Source organism: Streptomyces sp. RLA012, assembly GCF_056270325.1.
In genome coordinates this window covers 1,916,600-1,933,825 of record NZ_JBWDPA010000002.1, presented here as the reverse complement: position 1 = coordinate 1,933,825, position 17,226 = coordinate 1,916,600, and the positions used below count along the sequence as shown (strand labels likewise).

Here is a 17,226-nt window from a genome sequence, read left to right as displayed (position 1 = left end):
GTGCCGGTGTTTGTGCCGGTGCCGGTGCCGGTGTCTCGTTCAGAGCCCGGGCGGGGGTGGGGTGCCCCCGCCCGGGCCTGGGTGTCACTGCTCGTCGTCGAAGGTCACGACGACCTTCTCCGCCGCGCCCGGCGTCAGCGCGAGTTCGAAGGCGCTCCTGACATCACTGAAGGGGACGCTGTGGCTGATGAGCTTGGCGAAGCGCTCGTGGTTCTCGATGAGTTCGGGGGTCACCTCGAAGATCTCGGTGGGGTAGCCCTGTGAGGCGATGAGAGTCAGCTCGCTGCGGAGCATGCCGCCGAGGTCGATCGCGTCGGACTTCTTCTGCACGGCCACCATGACCAGCTTGGCGCCCCACTTGGCCGACTCGACGGTGGTGTTGATGACGGCGGCGACACCGGCGGCGTCGATGTAGATGTCGGTGTTGGGCCGGGGCTGGCCGAGCGCGTTCGCGGCCTGGCCGTGCAGTTCGGTCAGACGCTCGGTCAGGTTCTCCTTGGCGGAGTTGATGACCGCGTCCGCGCCGACCGCGAGCGCGGTCTCCAGACGGTCGGGGATGACGTCGACGACCGTGACGTGCTGGACACCGAGCAGCTTGAGCCAGATCGCGGCGCCCAGGCCGATGGGTCCGGCGCCGAAGATCACGACATTGTCGGTGGGCTCGGCCCCGGAGCGGTTGACGCAGTGGCGGGCCACGGCCATGGGCTCGTTGAGAGCGGCGACATGGAAGGGGACGGTCTCGGGGAAGACGGCGACGCTCTTGCCGATCTCGACGTTCTCGATCAGAAGGTACTCGCTGAGGCCGCCGAACCTGCCGCCGCAGCCGATGATGCCGGAGGGGGCGTCCTGGGGGTTGACCACCACACGGTCGCCCACCTTCAGGTCCACGACCTCGGCGCCGACCTCGACGATCTCACCCGCGGGCTCGTGCCCGAGGGGGATCGAGGTCATGGAGCCGTCGGGGCCGAACGGCGCGCCGCCGATGTGCAGGAAGAACGTGTCGGTTCCGCAGATGCCGCAGGCGCGGATGCGCATCAGGACGTCCTTCGGACCGGGGACGGGGCGCTCGACGTCCACGACGTCGATGGCGTTGACGGCGCCGGTCTGTACGGACTTCATGGTGGCCATGGAGTGAGTCGCTTTCTGGAGAGGGCGAGACTGTTGTTTCTGGCTCGGACGGGTGTTTCCGGCGCGGACGAGCCGTGACCGGTTCGCGCGGACCGCGCCCCGATCGGATCAGGAGTCCGTCGTCAGACGGCGGACCAGCCGTGGTCCACGGGCAGAACGGCGCCGTTGATGTCGCTCGCGGCGTCGGAGGCGAGGAAGCCGATGGCGGCGGCCTGCTTCTCGGCGTCCGCCACCTTGAGCAGGAACGGCGCCGTGAGGTCGACCCGTAGGATCCGCTCCCACTCGACGTCGTCGGTGTCGGCGAGAGCCGACATACGGTCCGTCACACCGGCGTTGTTCACCAGGACGTCCACGCCGCCGAAGGCCTCCACCGCTGTCGACACGACCCGCTCCACCACGCGCGGGTCACTGAGGTCACCGACGACCGCGCGGGCCGTGCCACCCGCGTACGCGATCGTCTTGACGACCTGCGTGGCACCGTCCTTGTCCAGGTCCGCGATCAGCACCTTCGCCCCTTCCTCGGCGAATTCCAGCGCCGCCCGGCCGGTGCCGGACCCTCCGTCCGTGACGATGACGCTGCGCCCTTCAAGACCGGTGCTCCTCATGCCGTGTCCCTCATGCCGTGTCCCTCATGCAGTGCTCCTCATGCAGTGCTCCTGTTGCTCCGCATGCGTTCGCGGTATGCGCCGTGGGTTCGCCGACGTCGGCTGTCGTTCCTTGCGTCTGTTGAGCCTGTTGCGCCTGGCCCCGGCGGAGAGGGGAGAGGCGACGTCGAGCGATGTCCCCGGACCCGGCGGCGGACGGGGGAAATGAACCGGCCGCCGGGCCCGGGAGCTGCGCCGTACCCCGTCCCCACGGGTTCGGCGCGGCGGGGCCGCCACCGCTCGGGGAGGCCCCGGTCCGTGTGCCCATGGCGGGTGCCGTGGGCTTGTCTCGGTGACCGCGCCGCGGACGGTCATCAGGGGAGGGTCAGATGGTGGTGTCTGTCATGAGAACTCCTGCGGCTCGGGTATACGGCTCGCCCGGTCCTGATCGCGACGGACAGCCCCGATCGCGAGGGACAGTGGCTTACTTGAGTTAGGCAACCATATGCGAAGTACTTGAGTCAAGCAAATGGTTGCAAGATTACTTGACTCAGGCAATCAGATGCTAGACTCGGCGTATGCCCACACCGCCGCCCGCAGACGTCCCCGTCTCGACCGCCATGCTGGAGATCGAGCGAGCTCTGAGTCGCATCACCTACCTGGCCAGAGGCATCCGGCAACACGACCGGCTGATGGCGCTGGCCGGAGTGGCGCTGGACCGTGCGGCCACGGCGCTGCTGCGGCAGATCGCCGACTCCGAGCCCATGCGCCCCGGCGAACTGGCGGCCCGGCTTGCCGTGGAGGCGTCCCACATCACCCGGCAGGTGCAGCAGCTGGAGAAGGCCGGTCTCGTGACACGTGTCCCGGACCCCGACGACCGCCGTGCGCAGCGCATTCAGATCACCCCGGCCGGCGAGGAGGCGGTCCACCGCATCCGCGAGGCGAGCACCCGGGGGATGCAGATGGCGCTGGCGGACTGGTCGCCACAGGAACTGCAGCAGCTTGCCACCCTGTTTCACCGGATGGTCGACGACTTCCTCTCCTACACGATCGAGGACGAGGAGACCACCCGCGAGACGGCCGGGGCCACGCACCCGGCCTGAACGGAACACGGGGGGGCGGACCTCGCCCTCCGGGGCAGCGGGGCACGCCCGGTCTGCCCGAACGAGCGGACCGCGCCACGTCCTGTCCGAAGGCGAGGCTCATGTCGGGTGCTGCCCGGACCGAAGGGCTGCATGCGGCTCGGCGGAACGGACGGTCTGTGTGGGATCCGACGGGAAGAGGGCTCGTACCCGGCCCGGCCGTACGGAGGGGTCGCGTCGGCTCGACCGCGTAACAGGCTCACACCCGTGCCGACCGTTCCGCGGCGGCATACCTGGATCGATCGCTCGGGACCACAAACTCCCGCCCGGTCGACCGCTCGGCGGCGGCTCACCCCGTCCTGCCGACCAGCAGCACGCGCAGCCCGACCACTCGGAAGTGCGACTCGGAAGCACCGCTCAGACGTATCGCTTTGTGGAGACCGTTCAGCAGTGCCCGCAGTGCCGCACATGCACCTCTCCCCTTTCGGAAACCCACGGAGGAGTCCCCGTGAGTGCACCCTCGTTACCCGGTGCCGTTCAGGCGTGAAGCCCGGCCCTACACGAATGGTCTTTCCATGTACGGAAACGTGAGTGAGCGGCGGTCGCCGGTCCGTGGGCAGGGGCAGCACCTCCTCGTCGTGGTCGACGACCCCGTAGTCACCGAACTGCTCTCGACCACTCTGGAATTGGCGGGGTATCAGGTCGAAATGGCGGGCAGCGGCGCCGAGTTGACTGCCCGGCTCGCCGAGCACCGCTTCGACCTGGTGGTCCTCGACGCGATGATGCCCGACCTGGGCGGCCTCCCCCGCAGACACCGGTTCACGGCCGCCGGGCGCCCGCCCGTGCTGTTCCTGACCGTGTGCGAATCCCTGGGCAGCCTCATCCCCGATCTGGGCCTGGGCGAGGTGGACTACGTGACCAAGCCCTTCCGGATCGCCGAGATGCTGGCCCGGGTGCAGGTACTGCTGCGCGGCAGAGGTCCCGGGCGCCGGGACGGCTCGCCGCGCTACGGCGACCTCGTCCTGGACGACGCCGCCTGCCAGGCGCGGCGCGGGCAACGGGTGCTCGATCTGACTCCCGCCGAGTACCGCCTGCTGCGTCATCTGCTGGTCAACGCGGAACAGGTGTTCTCGAAGAATCAGATCAGCCGGTACGTATGGGGCGAAGTCCGGGCCGAGAACGCGATCGAGAAACTCGTCTCCCGCCTCCGACGCAAGGTGAACCAGGAGGAACCGCCACTCATCCACACCCGCCGCGGTTTCGGCTACTGGCTCGGCCGCGCCACCCTGTGAGCCGTGAGCCGTGAGCCGTGAGCCGTGAGCCGTGAGCCGTGAGCCGTGAGCCGTGAGCCGTGAACTGTGAGCCGTGAACTGTGAGCTACTTCGCCATGTGATGTCGATCACGTCAGCTCCATGTCAGGCAATTGGCCGGAGCGGAGCCTGTCAACGCGATCAAGGCAGGTAGATCGTTCTATCCCTGTGCCGGGATCGTTTGATCGTCGTGTCGGAGGTCGGCGGGCTTGTTGATCCAGGCGGCCTCGGGGAGTTTCGGTGGTTCGGGTGCCCCGCGGACGAATCGTTCGGGGTGCTGGCGGTAGACGCTCGTGAGGACGTCGGCGCGCATCTCGCGGAGCTGGTCGGCGAGGCCGAAGTGCACGTCGAAGGGGGTATGCATGGCTATTCCGGAGTGCCGATGGGCGAGGTTGTACCAGTCGAAGAAACCGGTGCACCAGGCGCGGGCGTCCTCGATGCAGCCGAACCGCCCGGGAAAGTCGTGCCGGTATTTGAGGGTCTTGTACTGACTCTCCGAGTACGGATTGTCGTTGGACGTCTTGGGCCGAGAGTGCGACTTGGTGACACCCAGGTTGTTCAGCATCTGCGCGACGTTGTGGGCGATCATCGGCGAACCGCGATCCGAGTGGATCGTCAACTTGCCTTGCCGGACGGGGTACTTGGCGATCGTCGAGGACAGGAACTGCTCGGCCAGCTCCTTGTTCTCCGAGGCGGCGACCATCCAGCCGACCGTGTAGCGGCTGTAGATGTCGATGATCGTGTAGAGGCAGAAATAGCTGCCCTTGACCGGGCCCTTCAGCTTCGTGATGTCCCACGACCACACCCGGTTGGGTGCGGTGGCGATCAGCTCGGGCTTCTTGCGCGGCGGATGCGTGGCCTGCCGGCGCCGTTCGCGGACCTCGCCGTGCTTGCGCAGGATCCGGTACATCGTCGCCTCCGAGCACAGGTAGATGCCGCGGTCCAGCAGCACCGCGCAGATCTCGGCAGGCGCCATGTCGACGAACTCGGCCGAGCGCAGCACGGCCAGGACCTTCGCCTCCTCCGTCTCTGTCAGAGCCCGCGGATGCCGCTTGCGCTCCCGCTTCTGCCGCACCGGAGCCGGGGACCTGCGGTGGTGCCGATACCAGGTCGCCCGGCTCAGGCCGAGCGCGGCGCACGCCTGCACCCGTCCCACCAGCAACGACAGCGATTCCAGGGCCTTGGCGCGGGCGGCCTCGAAGACCCCTCCCGCTGCCGTCACGGCTTCTCGCCCGTCGTCCCGTCGCTGCCCGTGGCGAGTTGATCCAGCAGCGCGGAGAGTTTTCCCTGCACCTCAATGACGGTGCGGGCCTTGCCCAACTCGCTGCGGAGCCTGGCATTTTCGGCTTCGAGCCGGGCGATCTCCTTCTCTCTGGGATCCGCCTTCGGCCGGCCCGCAGGGGCGGCGAGCGCCGCCTTCGCGCCGTTGTCCCGCTGCTGGCGCCAGTTCGTGACCAGCGACGAGTACAGACCCTCCCGCCGCAGCAGGGCACCCTTGCCCTGCTTGTCGAGCGTCTCGTACTCGGCCAGGATCCTCGCCTTGTACTCCGCCGAGTACCGCCGCTGCCCGGTCGACCGGGGTGTCACCTGCGGATCCGGGGCCCCGTGGTCGTTGGTGCCGGCCACTACGGGCACTCCTCCTTCTCCGCCCTCGACTCAATGAATCATCCAGTATGCCTGGCTTGAGTCACTTTGACAGAGAGGGGAGGGCGTCAGCCGGATTCGATTGCCTGTGTTCACCCAGGTCTACAACTACCTTGTCCCGGCCCACGGTTTGGGGTCGGACCCCCTGACCGAGGAGTGACATGGCCGACACACAATGGCGTGGTGATCCGGCTGACGGAGGGATGCGGCGGATTCTGGTCGTCGGTGCTTCGGCTGCCGGGTTGGCGGCGGTCGAGACGTTGCGCAGGGAGGGGTTCGGCGGTGCGTTGACGTTGGTGGGTGAGGAGGTGCACGCGCCGTACGACCGGCCGCCGTTGTCGAAGCAGATTCTGTCCGGTGAGTGGGGTGCGGAGCGGTTGCCGCTGCGTTCGGATGAGGATCTGGGTGGGCTGGGTCTTGATCTGCGGCTGGGGGTGGCTGCGACGGGTCTTGACGCGGCCGCGCGTACGGTGCTGTTGGCGGACGGGTCGCAGATTTCGTACGACGGTCTGATCGTGGCGACCGGTGTGCGTCCGCGTCGGTTGCCCGGTGCGGGTGCGGCGCATGTGCTGCGGACGGTGGAGGATGCGCTGGCGCTGCGGGAGCGGTTGGAGCGGGGGCGGCGGCTGGTGGTCGTCGGTGCGGGGTTCCTGGGTGCGGAGGCGGCGGCGGTGGCGCGGGGCATGGGTGCGGAGGTGACCCTCCTGGAACCCGCGCGGGTGCCGTTGGCCCACGCGGTCGGTGACGAGGTCGGACGGGTGCTGTCGGCGGCCCATCTGGAGCATGGCGTCGATCTCCGTACCGGGGTGATCGTCACCGAGGTGATGGACGACGGCGTGCTGCTCGCGGGCGGTGAACTGGTGCCGGCCGACGAGGTGTTGGTGGCGATCGGATCGCTGCCGAACACCGAGTGGCTGGAGAACAGCGGCCTCAAGGTGGGGGACGGGCTGGTGTGCGACGAGTTCAGTGCCGCGGCTCCCGATGTGTACGGGGCGGGGGATGTGGCGCGCTGGCACAACCCCTTGTTCGGGACGTCGATGCGGATCGAGCACCGGACCAATGCCGCCGAGCAGGGGATGGCCGCCGCCCGCAATCTGCTGCATCCGGGGGCGCGCAAGCCGTTCGCGCCGGTGCCGTACTTCTGGTCGGACCAGTACGACATGAAGGTCCAGGCCTTCGGCCATCTGCGCGGACACGACGAGATCGCGGTGGTGGAGGGGGACCTGCGGGAGCGGCGGTTCGTCGCCATCTACCGCACGGGTGATCGGCTGGCCGGGGCTCTCGCGGTCGGGATGCCGCCCAAGGCCATGCGTCCCTGGCGGCAGGCCATCGCCACCGGCACCAGCTGGCATGAGGCGATCAGGACGTGGGCGTGGACGACAGAGGCCGACACCAAGGAGGTCGTCCACGGCGAACCGTCCCTCTGAGGGCCGACTCGTCGCCCCCGTCGTGCGCACGGGGGGTGTTCCGTCCGCGACGGGATCGGCGCGGCGCTGAACCCGGAAACGGGAGGTCGCCCTCGCCGCGACCCGCACCACCGCGGACCTTCTCCCGGTCTCGGCCCCGTGACCGCCGTCGCGGACGACACACAGGCCGCGTACGTCATCATCACCAGGCACGCGGGCCCGCCACGGGTGCGGGCAGCGGCGGTGGGCCCGGAGCCTCCGGGACGCCCGGCTCCCCCCGGTTCCGTTCCCACCCGCCCGGGCGCCCCCGGGGCTCTACGGCCCGACCGCGGAGTTGTCCGCCGGCGTGGACGGCCCCGCCGGCACCGGTGTGGATACCGCCGGGCCGCTGAGCGGGCTCCGGCGGGGGAGGCAGGCGGCGAAGCCGAAGGCGACCAGGGCGGCCCCGGCGCCGATGCCCATGACCACGCGGAACGCGTTCTCGGAGGGCAGGGCCACAGAGCCGAACGGCGTGGTCAGCTGGGCCAGGGTGACCCCCGCGACCGCGCTGGAGACCGAGGTGCCGATGGACCGCATGAGCGTGTTCAGGCTGTTGGCCGCGGCGGTCTCGGACACCGGCACGGCCCCCATGACGAGCGAGGGCATCGCGCCGTAGGCGAGACCGACGCCCGCGCCGATGATGCTGGAGACGAGGACGAGCTGCCAGAGGGCGGACATCATCGCGACGCTGAGGCCGTAGCCGACGGCGACCACGAGGGCGCCCAGCATCAGGGTCACCTTGGGGCCCTTGGTCTTCGAGATCCGTGCGGACAGCGGTGCCGTGGCCATCATCACCAGGCCGTTGGGCGCCATGACCAGGCCGACGGTCAGCATCGACTGCCCGAGGCCGTAACCGGTGGCCTTGGGCAACTGCAGGAGCTGCGGCAGCACCAGGGCCATCGCGAACATCGAGAAGCCGAACACGGCGGAGGCGAGGTTGGTGAACAGCACCTGACGCCGTGCGGTGGTCCGCAGGTCGACCAGCGGCTGCCCCGTGCGCAGTTCCCAGCGGCCCCACACCAGCAGCACGGCGACCGCCACCACGAGCAGGGCGAGGGTGGTGGCGCTCGTCCAGCCCCAGTCGGCGCCCTTGGAGATCGCCAGCAGCAGAGACAGCAGGGCGATCGACAGGCCGGCCGCCCCCAGCAGGTCGAAACGGCCACCGGTCCGCAGGGCCGATTCCGGTACGAGTGTCACGACGAGCACGGCGGCGACGCCCCCGAAGCCCGCCGCGGTCCAGAACAGCAGATGCCAGTCCGCGTGATCGGCGAGGAACGCGGCCGCGGGCAGGCCGAGCGCGGCACCGATGCCCAGTGAGGCGCTCATCATCGCGGTGGCCCCACCGAGCCGTTCGGCCGGCAGCTCGTCGCGCATGATGCTGATGCCGAGCGCGATCACTCCGGCCGACAGTCCCTGCAGGGTCCGGCCGACGACCATCGGGGCCAGGCTGTCGCTGAGGGCGCAGACGGCGGATCCGGCCACCAGCATGGCGAGGCTGGCCACGAGCATGCGCCGCTTGCCGTACATGTCCCCGAGGCGGCCGACCACCGGGGTCGCGACGGCTCCCGCCAGCAGGGTGGCCGTGATCGCCCATGTGGTGTCCGACGCCGAGGCGCCCAAGTAGCCGGGGAGTTCGGGGACCAGGGGGATCACCAAGGTCTGCATCAGCGAGACGACGATTCCCGCGAAGGCCAGCACTGCCACGACGGTGTCCGGCCGCGGCGGGCCGCTCGTCCCGGACTCGGAGGGCTGGGCAAGAGCCTCGGGCATGGCGGAGCCTCCGTCTGGTGCTGCGATGGCCGGATTTTAAAGCAGTTGCTTGACTTAGATTAGCGGATGGGGTTGCCTGATGGGGTGGAGACGGCTGAATCGAACGAGCCGGAGGAGACCACGATGGACGTACGTGACGATGCGATGGACGACGGCGTACGGGACGACCGGATGGACGGCGTACGGGACGACCGGATGGACGGCGTGCGCGGCGATGCCGGGGACGGCGTACATGCCGACGCGATGGATGTGCGTGCGGACCGGTGGCCGTTGACCTACCCGATTCCGGGCACGACAGCGCTCGGGCCGCCGGAGGAGTGGGCGCGGCTGCGGGAGCGGTGTCCGGTGGCGCGCGTGGCCCTGCCCAGTGGCGACGAGGCGTCCCTGCTCACCCGCTACGCGGACGTCAGGCAGATCCTGTCCGACCCGCGCTTCAGCCGGCTGCTGAACGCCGACGACGCGGCCCGCGTCTCCGCCACCGGGGCGGGCGGACCGTTCAACAACGAGATGTCCAACGCCCTGCCGCAGACCGGCGAGGCCCACCAGCGCTGGCGACGGACGGTGAGCAAGTGGTTCACCGTCAGGCGGATGGCCGCGCTGCGCCCGGGGATGGAGGAGATGGCCGACCGGCTCGTCGACACCATGGTGGAACACGGCCAACCCGCCGATCTGAAGGCCCACTTGGCCTTCCCGCTGCCGGTGTGGGTGATCTGCGACCTGCTCGGCGTCCCCGACACGGACCGGGACAGGTTCTCCTACTGGTCGGACACCCTGCTCAACCTGACCAAGTACCAGCAGCGCGAAATCGACGCGGCGCAGGCCGAGTTCGTCGCCTATATGACCGACCATGTCACCGCCAAGCGGGCCCGGCCGGGCGACGACCTGCTCAGCGACCTCACCAGGGCCACCGATCCCGCCGGCTGCCGACTGTCCGACAGGGAACTGGTGTTCACCGGCCAGGGTCTGCTGGTCGCCGGGCACGAGACCACGGCGAACATGATCGGGAAGATGGTGGCCATGCTGCTGGCCGACCGGCGGCACTGGGAGCGGCTGCTCGCGGACCGGTCGCTGGTGCGTTCCGCGGTGGAGGAGGCGCTGCGGCTGGACGCCAACCCCGGGCTCGGCATGCCGCGTTACATCGGTGAGGACACCGAGGTCGGCGACACCCCGCTGCCCCGGGGCACCACCGTGCTGTGCAGCATGGCCGCCGCGAACCGGGACGAGACCGCCTTCGAGCAGGCCGAGGAGATGAGGCTCGACCGTACCCCGAACACCCATCTGGCGTTCGGCGTGGGACCGCACTCCTGCCTGGGCCAGGCGCTCGCCCGCACCGAGCTGGCGGTCGCCCTCGACGTACTGCTGCGTAGGCTTCCCTCGCTCGACCTGGCCGTTCCGGTCGAGGAGCTGCGGCGGCTCGAGGGACTGGTCGTCGGAGGGCTGCGCGAAGTCCCGGTGAGGTGGTGACCGGTCATGGCGGCCAAAGCCGTACGGGCCGAACAGGTCAGTGCGACGCGGGAGGCGATCCTGACCGCGGCGGAGCGGCTGTACGCCGAACGCGGGGTGTACGCGGTCTCCAACCGCCAGGTCAGCGAGGCCGCGGGGCAGGGCAACAACGCCGCGGTCGGCTACCACTTCGGGACCAGGGCCGACCTCGTACGGGCGATCGTGCGCAAGCACTCCGCACAGATCGAGCAGCTGCGCCTGCGGCTGCTCGCCGAGATCGACGACGACTCCGGCGACATCCGGGACTGGGTGGACTGCCTGGTGCGCCCCCTCACCGAGCACCTGGCGGAGCTCGGCAGACCCTCGTGGTACGCCCGCTTCAACGCTCAGGTGATGACCGACCCGGCGCTCCGCCAGATCATGATCGACGAGACCCTCAGCTCCCCGTCGATGCGGACGGTCCTCGAACGGCTGCACCGGTGTCTCGCCGATCTGCCGGTCGAGGTGCACGCGGAGCGGAGTGACATGGCGCGGGAACTGCTGGTGCACATGTGTGCCGAGCGCGAGCGTGCCCTTGCCGAGAACACCCCCACGCCCCGGTCGAGTTGGCACGACGCCGGGCTCGGCCTGATCGACGCGATCGTCGCCCTGTGGCTGGCGCCGATCACGCCCTGCCCGCGCCGTGGGAGGGGTGAGAGCTGCCGCGACTGAGCCATCCGCGTATGGGTTCGCCGAAGAACGATGCATCCCCCACGAATCGGAGGACGTCATGACCACCGAGATCCCGGGCTTCCCCATGAACAGGGCGGCCCGTTGTCCCTTCGACCCACCGCCTGACCTGCGGGCCAAGCAGCGGGAGACCCGGCTGACGCGGGTGAGGCTGTGGGACGACAGGACCGCCTGGCTGGTGACCCGGTACGACGACCAGCGGACCCTGCTCGGCGATCCGAGGGTCAGTGCCAACCCCGACTCTCCCGGGTATCCGAGCGCCGGCCCCGTCAGCGGGCCGAACAACGTCGGCTTCATCCTGATGGACGATCCGGAGCACGCCCGGCTGCGGCGCATGGTGACGGCTCCGTTCGCCATCAAGCGGGTGGCGGCGATGCGGCCCGCCGTGCAGAGGATCGTCGACGGTCTGATCGACGACATGCTGGCGGGCCCTCAACCGGTGGACCTCGTGCAGGCGTTCGCCCTGCCGGTGCCCTCGCTGGTGATCTGCGAACTGCTCGGTGTGCCCTACGCCGACCACGACTTCTTCCAGCGGAACAGCGGTGTCCTGATCAAGCGGGGTGTGGACCCCGACGAGCGGGCGCGGGCCAGTGGGAACCTCCTCGGCTATCTGGACGACCTCATGGGGCAGAAGATCGCACACCCCGGCGAGGACCTGCTGTCCGGACTGGTCGAGCGGGTCGAGTCGGGCGAACTGACGCGCAACATGGCCGCACAGATGGGGGTGCTGCTGCTTCTCGCCGGCCACGAGACCACGGCGAACATGATCGCCCTCGGTACTCTGGCCCTGCTCGAACACCCCGACCAGCTGGCCCTGTTGCGCGACACGGACGACCCGAGACTGATCGCGTCCGCGGTCGAGGAGCTGCTGCGCTACCTCAACATCACGCACAGCGGGCGACGCCGGGCGGTGCTCGCCGACATCGAGTTCGCCGGGGAGGTGATCCGGGCCGGGGAGGGGGTGATCATGCCCAACGACATCGGCAACCGGGACCCCGACGTCTTCGCCGACCCCGACCGGCTGGACCTCGGGCGCGACGCGCGCCGCCATGTCGCCTTCGGCTTCGGCGTCCACCAGTGCCTGGGCCAGCCGCTGGCCCGTATGGAACTCGAAGTCGTCTACGGCACCCTCTACCGCCGCATTCCCACCCTGCGCCTGGCCACCGACCTCGACCGGCTCGCGTTCAAGCACGACGGGTCCGTGTACGGGGTCTACGCACTGCCCGTGGCCTGGTGAGGGAGCCGGAGAGGGGGAGGGAGAGGGAGAGGGAGAGGGAGAGGGAGAGGGAGAGGGAGAGGGAGAGGGAGAGGGAGGAGAGACTCATGAAGGTGACGGTCGATCAGGACAAGTGTGTCGCGTCCGGGCAGTGCGTGGTCGCCGCGGCGGAGGTCTTCGACCAGCGTGACGAGGACGGCATAGTCGTTCTCCTGGACGAGGCCCCGCCGGCGGAGCGGGCTGACGGGGTCCGACACGCCGCCGCGGTCTGCCCGGCCCTGGCCATCCACATCGAGGACTGACGCCCCCCGCGCCCCTTCGGGGAGGCGGGGAACGGCGTGTGAACTCGTCGCCGGGAGTGAACGTCGCCCGACGTCCCCCCGTATCCCTCTGTGAGTTCTTCGAGTCCTTCAAGATCTTCGAGTTCATTCGAGTTCATTCGAGTCACGCACGAACCGCACCGGACAGGGAAGAGACGACGTGCCCCAGCAGCAGCCCCGAGGACGTACCGGTCGGCCCTCTTCCTCCACCCACCTCGTGCGACGGGCCGCACTGGCCGGCAGCCTGGCCCTCCTTCCCCTGGCCACGGCCTGCGATGCCGACGCGGACGCGAAGGCGGCGGAGCGCAAGGCGTCGAAGAAGGGCGCTGCCGTCGAGGTGGTGGCGCCCGCGGACGTCGAGGTGATCGCGAACCTCACCGGATGCAAGGTCACGATCCGCATCGAGGCGAAGGAACTCCGTGAGGGCGCCTGCCACACCGAGACCGGCGACTACCTCATCACCACGTTCCCCGAGGAGCGCTACAAACTGACCTGGCTGGACAGCGCCGCGATGTACGGCGGTACGTATCTCGTCGGTCCGCGCTGGGCGATCAGCGCAGAGCCGAAGCTCCTGGAACCGCTGCGCGCGAAGGTCGGCGGAACCATCCGGCAACTGCAGGGCACGGACGCGACCACGCGGCCGTGACATCCATCGGTGCCCGGGGCGCTCAGGCGGGCTGCGGGGTCAGACGGCTCAGGCCCTTGCGGTCGTAGTAAAGGGTCATGGCGAGACCGAAGAGCAGGGCGAGGGCGGTGCCGATCGCGATCATGATCCAGGCGCGGGCCAGACCGGCGTCGGCGCGGGCCTCGAAGAAGAGGATGGCGCGGACGCCGCCGCCGAGCTGGCGCATGGGCTCGAAGGTGCCCAGGAAGCGGTAGAAGCCGGGGACGGCCTGCAGCGGGATGGTGGATCCGGAGGACGGCAGGCCCAGGACGATGAACACGAACATGGACACGAGCTGGCCGATCCCGCCGAAGGCCGCGTTGATGGACTGGACACCCAGGCCCACCGCCAGTGAGGCGCAGTAGGAGTACACCCACAGCAGCGGCAGGTGCGAGGCGTCCATATCGAGGATTCCGACGGTGGCGGCCATGACCAGCGCGGTGGTGAGGACCGTGATCCCGGCGGTCATGCCCATCTTCAGCAGCAGCGTCTGGGTCCGGCTGATCGGCACGGTGGGGCGGCGGGCGTGCCAGGGGCCGATCTCGTTGTCGGCGTAGCCGAGGGCGGTGTCGACGCCGTTGTTGATGACGTTCGCACCGAGAAATCCGGCCAGCACCAGCAGCAGCGTGTAGTAGAACGCGCTCAGCCCCAGGCCGCTGTGGTCGCCGATGGGGTGGCCGACCTGGGTGGTGAGGGCGACCGGGTCGGCGAGCAGCAGGCGGGTGGTGGCGTCGGCCTGCGCGGTGGCGGCAGACGCCATCAGGTCTTTGCCGATCGTCAGGGAGGCCTGCTGGGCGGCCTGTTGGGTGATCCGGCTCGCCAGTGAGGAGCCGAGACTGCCCATACCGGGGTTGGTCAGCGCCGTGAGCGTCGGCCGGGCCGTGGCGTTCGCGGTGGTGAGCGCGGCGACGGAACTGGTGAAGTCGGCCGGAATGACCAGGGCGCCGTAGATCTTCCCGGAGGCCAGCCTGTCCTGGACCTGGGCCCGGGTGAGCTGCTGCCACTCGACCTTGCCGGAGGTGGCGGCGCCGACCGACCGGATGATCTGGGTGCCCAGGTTCGTCGGCTGCCCGGACAGCGGCTTGCCCTGGTCCGCGTTGACGATGCCGATGGGCAGGTCGCGCAGGTCCCCGTTCGGATCGACGATGCCGCCCATGTAGAGCAGGGACAGCAGCAGCGCGAGCAGCCCGCTCAGTACGGTCGGCAGCAGCCACAGCCTGGGGCGGCGCAGGAGCACGGCGGCACTCGCCCGTACGGGGGCCTCGTCGGGACGCGGAGTGCTGTCGGCGGCCATGGTTCTCCGTCGGGTCGGGTCGGGTCGGGGCGGCGCGGGACCGGCGCGGGCGGGGGAGGGGCGCCCGCCCGGTCAGGATGCGGGGTGCGGCGGCACGGCGTTCAGCGACGCGCCGCGCCCCGCCCCACACCGCCGGGGCGTTCTCGCGCTGCCGTGGGCCATGTGCGTCCGTACGGTCCGCTGTGCGTCCGTACGGTCCGCGGATGGCCGGCGCAAGTCGGTGTGTGCCCCGGCGGCATGAGCGGGACCCGCGCCTGATCACGGCCGACACCGTCACCATGGGCGTCAACTTCGCCTCACCGCGGCATCAGAAGCCGTACCACCGGAAGCCGTTCCACCGGAAGCCGTTCCGTCAGAGGCTGGACCTCCGGTTCAACTCGGGTTTTCCGGGAGGCAGTTGAGCAGGGCGTTCAGGCCGTCGAGGTCGAGGACGGCGATGCCGAGGGCGACGGTCAGCACGGCCAGCAGATGCACGGCGCCGCGCAGATCCGCGTCTGCGGCACGGGTCAGCGCGTCCGCGTCCCCCGCCGCCCAGGCCCGTACCGCCTGGCCGAAGGCGAACTCGTAGTGCGGCGGGGCCGCCGTGGCCGCGTGCTCGGCGGCTCGGCCCACATCGCGGGCCGGGGGCTGTGCGGTCAGGGTGAGGCGCAGGGTGACGTCCATGACGGCACAGAGATAGGTGTACGTGTCGTCGAGGGCGGACTCGTCCAGGGTGTCCAGCGCCGCGGCGACGGCCCGCGCGTCGCAGGCGGCGTAGGCGCGCAGCAGCCGTAGTGCGGTCTGCTGGGCGGGGCGGGGGAGGGCGACCTGATGGTGCGGGCGGGGAGCAGAGGAATGGCGCGACACGCGGTGGACTCCTTCGGCGGGCAGCCCGAACTCGGGACGGTCCACCGCTGAGCTGCGTCTGACGACCGTGGACTCCGGTCGACCCTAGTGAAGCGGGTCGGCCACCGCGTCCAACCCTGGTCCGATCACGCATACGAAGATCGGACTAGGTCCGATCGCGTACGGCACTCCTCTTCGGCAGGGAGGGGCCCTCTCTGTCAAAGTGACTCAAGCCAGGCATACTGGATGATTCATTGAGTCGAGGGCGGAGAAGGAGGAGTGCCCGTAGTGGCCGGCACCAACGACCACGGGGCCCCGGATCCGCAGGTGACACCCCGGTCGACCGGGCAGCGGCGGTACTCGGCGGAGTACAAGGCGAGGATCCTGGCCGAGTACGAGACGCTCGACAAGCAGGGCAAGGGTGCCCTGCTGCGGCGGGAGGGTCTGTACTCGTCGCTGATCACGAACTGGCGCCAGCAGCGGGACAACGGCGCGAAGGCGGCGCTCGCCGCCCCTGCGGGCCGGCCGAAGGCGGATCCCAGAGAGAAGGAGATCGCCCGGCTCGAAGCCGAAAATGCCAGGCTCCGCAGCGAGTTGGGCAAGGCCCGCACCGTCATTGAGGTGCAGGGAAAACTCTCCGCGCTGCTGGATCAACTCGCCACGGGCAGCGACGGGACGACGGGCGAGAAGCCGTGACGGCAGCGGGAGGGGTCTTCGAGGCCGCCCGCGCCAAGGCCCTGGAATCGCTGTCGTTGCTGGTGGGACGGGTGCAGGCGTGCGCCGCGCTCGGCCTGAGCCGGGCGACCTGGTATCGGCACCACCGCAGGTCCCCGGCTCCGGTGCGGCAGAAGCGGGAGCGCAAGCGGCATCCGCGGGCTCTGACAGAGACGGAGGAGGCGAAGGTCCTGGCCGTGCTGCGCTCGGCCGAGTTCGTCGACATGGCGCCTGCCGAGATCTGCGCGGTGCTGCTGGACCGCGGCATCTACCTGTGCTCGGAGGCGACGATGTACCGGATCCTGCGCAAGCACGGCGAGGTCCGCGAACGGCGCCGGCAGGCCACGCATCCGCCGCGCAAGAAGCCCGAGCTGATCGCCACCGCACCCAACCGGGTGTGGTCGTGGGACATCACGAAGCTGAAGGGCCCGGTCAAGGGCAGCTATTTCTGCCTCTACACGATCATCGACATCTACAGCCGCTACACGGTCGGCTGGATGGTCGCCGCCTCGGAGAACAAGGAGCTGGCCGAGCAGTTCCTGTCCTCGACGATCGCCAAGTACCCCGTCCGGCAAGGCAAGTTGACGATCCACTCGGATCGCGGTTCGCCGATGATCGCCCACAACGTCGCGCAGATGCTGAACAACCTGGGTGTCACCAAGTCGCACTCTCGGCCCAAGACGTCCAACGACAATCCGTACTCGGAGAGTCAGTACAAGACCCTCAAATACCGGCACGACTTTCCCGGGCGGTTCGGCTGCATCGAGGACGCCCGCGCCTGGTGCACCGGTTTCTTCGACTGGTACAACCTCGCCCACCGGCACTCCGGAATAGCCATGCATACCCCCTTCGACGTGCACTTCGGCCTCGCCGACCAGCTCCGCGAGATGCGCGCCGACGTCCTCACGAGCGTCTACCGCCAGCACCCCGAACGATTCGTCCGCGGGGCACCCGAACCACCGAAACTCCCCGAGGCCGCCTGGATCAACAAGCCCGCCGACCTCCGACACGACGATCAAACGATCCCGGCACAGGGATAGAACGATCTACCTGCCTTG

The 17,226-nt window shown here is 69.5% G+C and carries 15 protein-coding genes; 9 read left to right on the top strand and 6 right to left on the bottom strand.

Translation table 11 applies throughout. The features are described from left to right. Positions 1-84 precede the first annotated feature (84 nt). Positions 85-1,128 (bottom strand): zinc-dependent alcohol dehydrogenase, encoded by a 1,044-nt coding sequence (locus RV986_RS09150; RefSeq protein ID WP_475916909.1) that lies wholly within the window; start codon positions 1,126-1,128, stop codon positions 85-87. 122 nt (positions 1,129-1,250) lie between these two features. Then, entirely contained in the window at positions 1,251-1,733 is a 483-nt protein-coding gene (locus RV986_RS09145) for an SDR family NAD(P)-dependent oxidoreductase (RefSeq protein WP_475916908.1), read from the bottom strand. 557 nt (positions 1,734-2,290) lie between these two features. On the opposite strand from RV986_RS09145, the gene RV986_RS09140 reads away from it, so the two are divergent. Together RV986_RS09140 and RV986_RS09135 are read left to right on the top strand one after the other, a co-directional pair. After that, positions 2,291-2,815, top strand: coding sequence for a MarR family winged helix-turn-helix transcriptional regulator (locus tag RV986_RS09140; protein WP_475916907.1), 525 nt, complete (start codon positions 2,291-2,293; stop codon positions 2,813-2,815). A gap of 554 nt (positions 2,816-3,369) precedes the next feature. Then, positions 3,370-4,086 carry a response regulator transcription factor gene (locus tag RV986_RS09135; RefSeq protein WP_475916906.1) on the top strand — a complete coding sequence of 239 codons (717 nt, stop codon included), beginning with the start codon at positions 3,370-3,372 and terminating at the stop codon, positions 4,084-4,086. A gap of 178 nt (positions 4,087-4,264) precedes the next feature. On the opposite strand, the gene RV986_RS09130 is transcribed toward RV986_RS09135, so the two are convergent. Then, a protein-coding gene (locus RV986_RS09130) for an IS3 family transposase (protein ID WP_475916905.1) occupies positions 4,265-5,739 on the bottom strand; the annotation gives its coding sequence in 2 pieces (ribosomal slippage) (positions 4,265-5,391 and positions 5,391-5,739; 1,476 coding nt in all). A 212-nt stretch (positions 5,740-5,951) separates the two neighbouring features. On the opposite strand from RV986_RS09130, the gene RV986_RS09125 reads away from it, so the two are divergent. Continuing rightward, positions 5,952-7,175, top strand: coding sequence for an NAD(P)/FAD-dependent oxidoreductase (locus RV986_RS09125; protein WP_475924227.1), 1,224 nt, complete (start codon positions 5,952-5,954; stop codon positions 7,173-7,175). A 294-nt stretch (positions 7,176-7,469) separates the two neighbouring features. Here RV986_RS09125 and RV986_RS09120 read toward each other — a convergent pair whose 3' ends face one another. Further along, on the bottom strand, positions 7,470-8,963 hold the full coding sequence (locus tag RV986_RS09120; protein ID WP_475916904.1) for an MFS transporter: 1,494 nt from the start codon (positions 8,961-8,963) through the stop codon (positions 7,470-7,472). A 243-nt stretch (positions 8,964-9,206) separates the two neighbouring features. Here RV986_RS09120 and RV986_RS09115 point away from each other — a divergent pair, with 243 nt between their 5' ends. From RV986_RS09115 to RV986_RS09095, 5 genes are all read left to right on the top strand, one after another. Then, positions 9,207-10,427, top strand: coding sequence for a cytochrome P450 (locus RV986_RS09115; protein WP_475924226.1), 1,221 nt, complete (start codon positions 9,207-9,209; stop codon positions 10,425-10,427). A 6-nt stretch (positions 10,428-10,433) separates the two neighbouring features. Beyond that, complete coding sequence (locus tag RV986_RS09110) at positions 10,434-11,117, top strand: TetR/AcrR family transcriptional regulator (protein WP_475916903.1); 684 nt, start codon at positions 10,434-10,436, stop codon at positions 11,115-11,117. A gap of 58 nt (positions 11,118-11,175) precedes the next feature. Then, positions 11,176-12,372 (top strand): cytochrome P450, encoded by a 1,197-nt coding sequence (locus RV986_RS09105; protein WP_475916902.1) that lies wholly within the window; start codon positions 11,176-11,178, stop codon positions 12,370-12,372. 86 nt (positions 12,373-12,458) lie between these two features. After that, positions 12,459-12,653, top strand: a complete 195-nt coding sequence (locus RV986_RS09100; RefSeq protein ID WP_475924225.1) for a ferredoxin — start codon at positions 12,459-12,461, stop codon at positions 12,651-12,653. Positions 12,654-12,831: 178 nt separating this feature from the next. Beyond that, complete coding sequence (locus RV986_RS09095) at positions 12,832-13,317, top strand: hypothetical protein (protein ID WP_475916901.1); 486 nt, start codon at positions 12,832-12,834, stop codon at positions 13,315-13,317. A gap of 22 nt (positions 13,318-13,339) precedes the next feature. Here RV986_RS09095 and RV986_RS09090 read toward each other — a convergent pair whose 3' ends face one another. Then, positions 13,340-14,629 (bottom strand): YhgE/Pip domain-containing protein, encoded by a 1,290-nt coding sequence (locus RV986_RS09090; protein ID WP_475916900.1) that lies wholly within the window; start codon positions 14,627-14,629, stop codon positions 13,340-13,342. Positions 14,630-15,001: 372 nt separating this feature from the next. After that, a complete protein-coding gene (locus RV986_RS09085; RefSeq protein WP_475916899.1) occupies positions 15,002-15,475 on the bottom strand; it encodes a hypothetical protein in 474 nt (157 codons plus the stop codon). Positions 15,476-15,733: 258 nt separating this feature from the next. Here RV986_RS09085 and RV986_RS09080 point away from each other — a divergent pair. Further along, positions 15,734-17,208, top strand: a protein-coding gene (locus RV986_RS09080) for an IS3 family transposase (protein ID WP_475916898.1) whose coding sequence is annotated in 2 segments (ribosomal slippage) — positions 15,734-16,082 and positions 16,082-17,208 — 1,476 coding nt in all. Because the reading frame shifts where the segments join, the coding sequence is not laid out codon by codon here. The last annotated feature ends 18 nt before the right edge of the window (positions 17,209-17,226 follow it).

What these genes read in the sequence shown, in the direction of transcription:
- RV986_RS09150 (WP_475916909.1), bottom strand. Translation starts at nt 1,128, where the DNA reads ATGGCCACCATGAAGTCCGTACAGACCGGCGCCGTCAACGCCATCGAC.
- RV986_RS09145 (WP_475916908.1), bottom strand. Translation starts at nt 1,733, where the DNA reads ATGAGGAGCACCGGTCTTGAAGGGCGCAGCGTCATCGTCACGGACGGA.
- RV986_RS09140 (WP_475916907.1), top strand. Translation starts at nt 2,291, where the DNA reads ATGCCCACACCGCCGCCCGCAGACGTCCCCGTCTCGACCGCCATGCTG.
- RV986_RS09135 (WP_475916906.1), top strand. Translation starts at nt 3,370, where the DNA reads ATGTACGGAAACGTGAGTGAGCGGCGGTCGCCGGTCCGTGGGCAGGGG.
- RV986_RS09125 (WP_475924227.1), top strand. Translation starts at nt 5,952, where the DNA reads ATGCGGCGGATTCTGGTCGTCGGTGCTTCGGCTGCCGGGTTGGCGGCG.
- RV986_RS09120 (WP_475916904.1), bottom strand. Translation starts at nt 8,963, where the DNA reads ATGCCCGAGGCTCTTGCCCAGCCCTCCGAGTCCGGGACGAGCGGCCCG.
- RV986_RS09115 (WP_475924226.1), top strand. Translation starts at nt 9,207, where the DNA reads ATGGATGTGCGTGCGGACCGGTGGCCGTTGACCTACCCGATTCCGGGC.
- RV986_RS09110 (WP_475916903.1), top strand. Translation starts at nt 10,434, where the DNA reads ATGGCGGCCAAAGCCGTACGGGCCGAACAGGTCAGTGCGACGCGGGAG.
- RV986_RS09105 (WP_475916902.1), top strand. Translation starts at nt 11,176, where the DNA reads ATGACCACCGAGATCCCGGGCTTCCCCATGAACAGGGCGGCCCGTTGT.
- RV986_RS09100 (WP_475924225.1), top strand. Translation starts at nt 12,459, where the DNA reads ATGAAGGTGACGGTCGATCAGGACAAGTGTGTCGCGTCCGGGCAGTGC.
- RV986_RS09090 (WP_475916900.1), bottom strand. Translation starts at nt 14,629, where the DNA reads ATGGCCGCCGACAGCACTCCGCGTCCCGACGAGGCCCCCGTACGGGCG.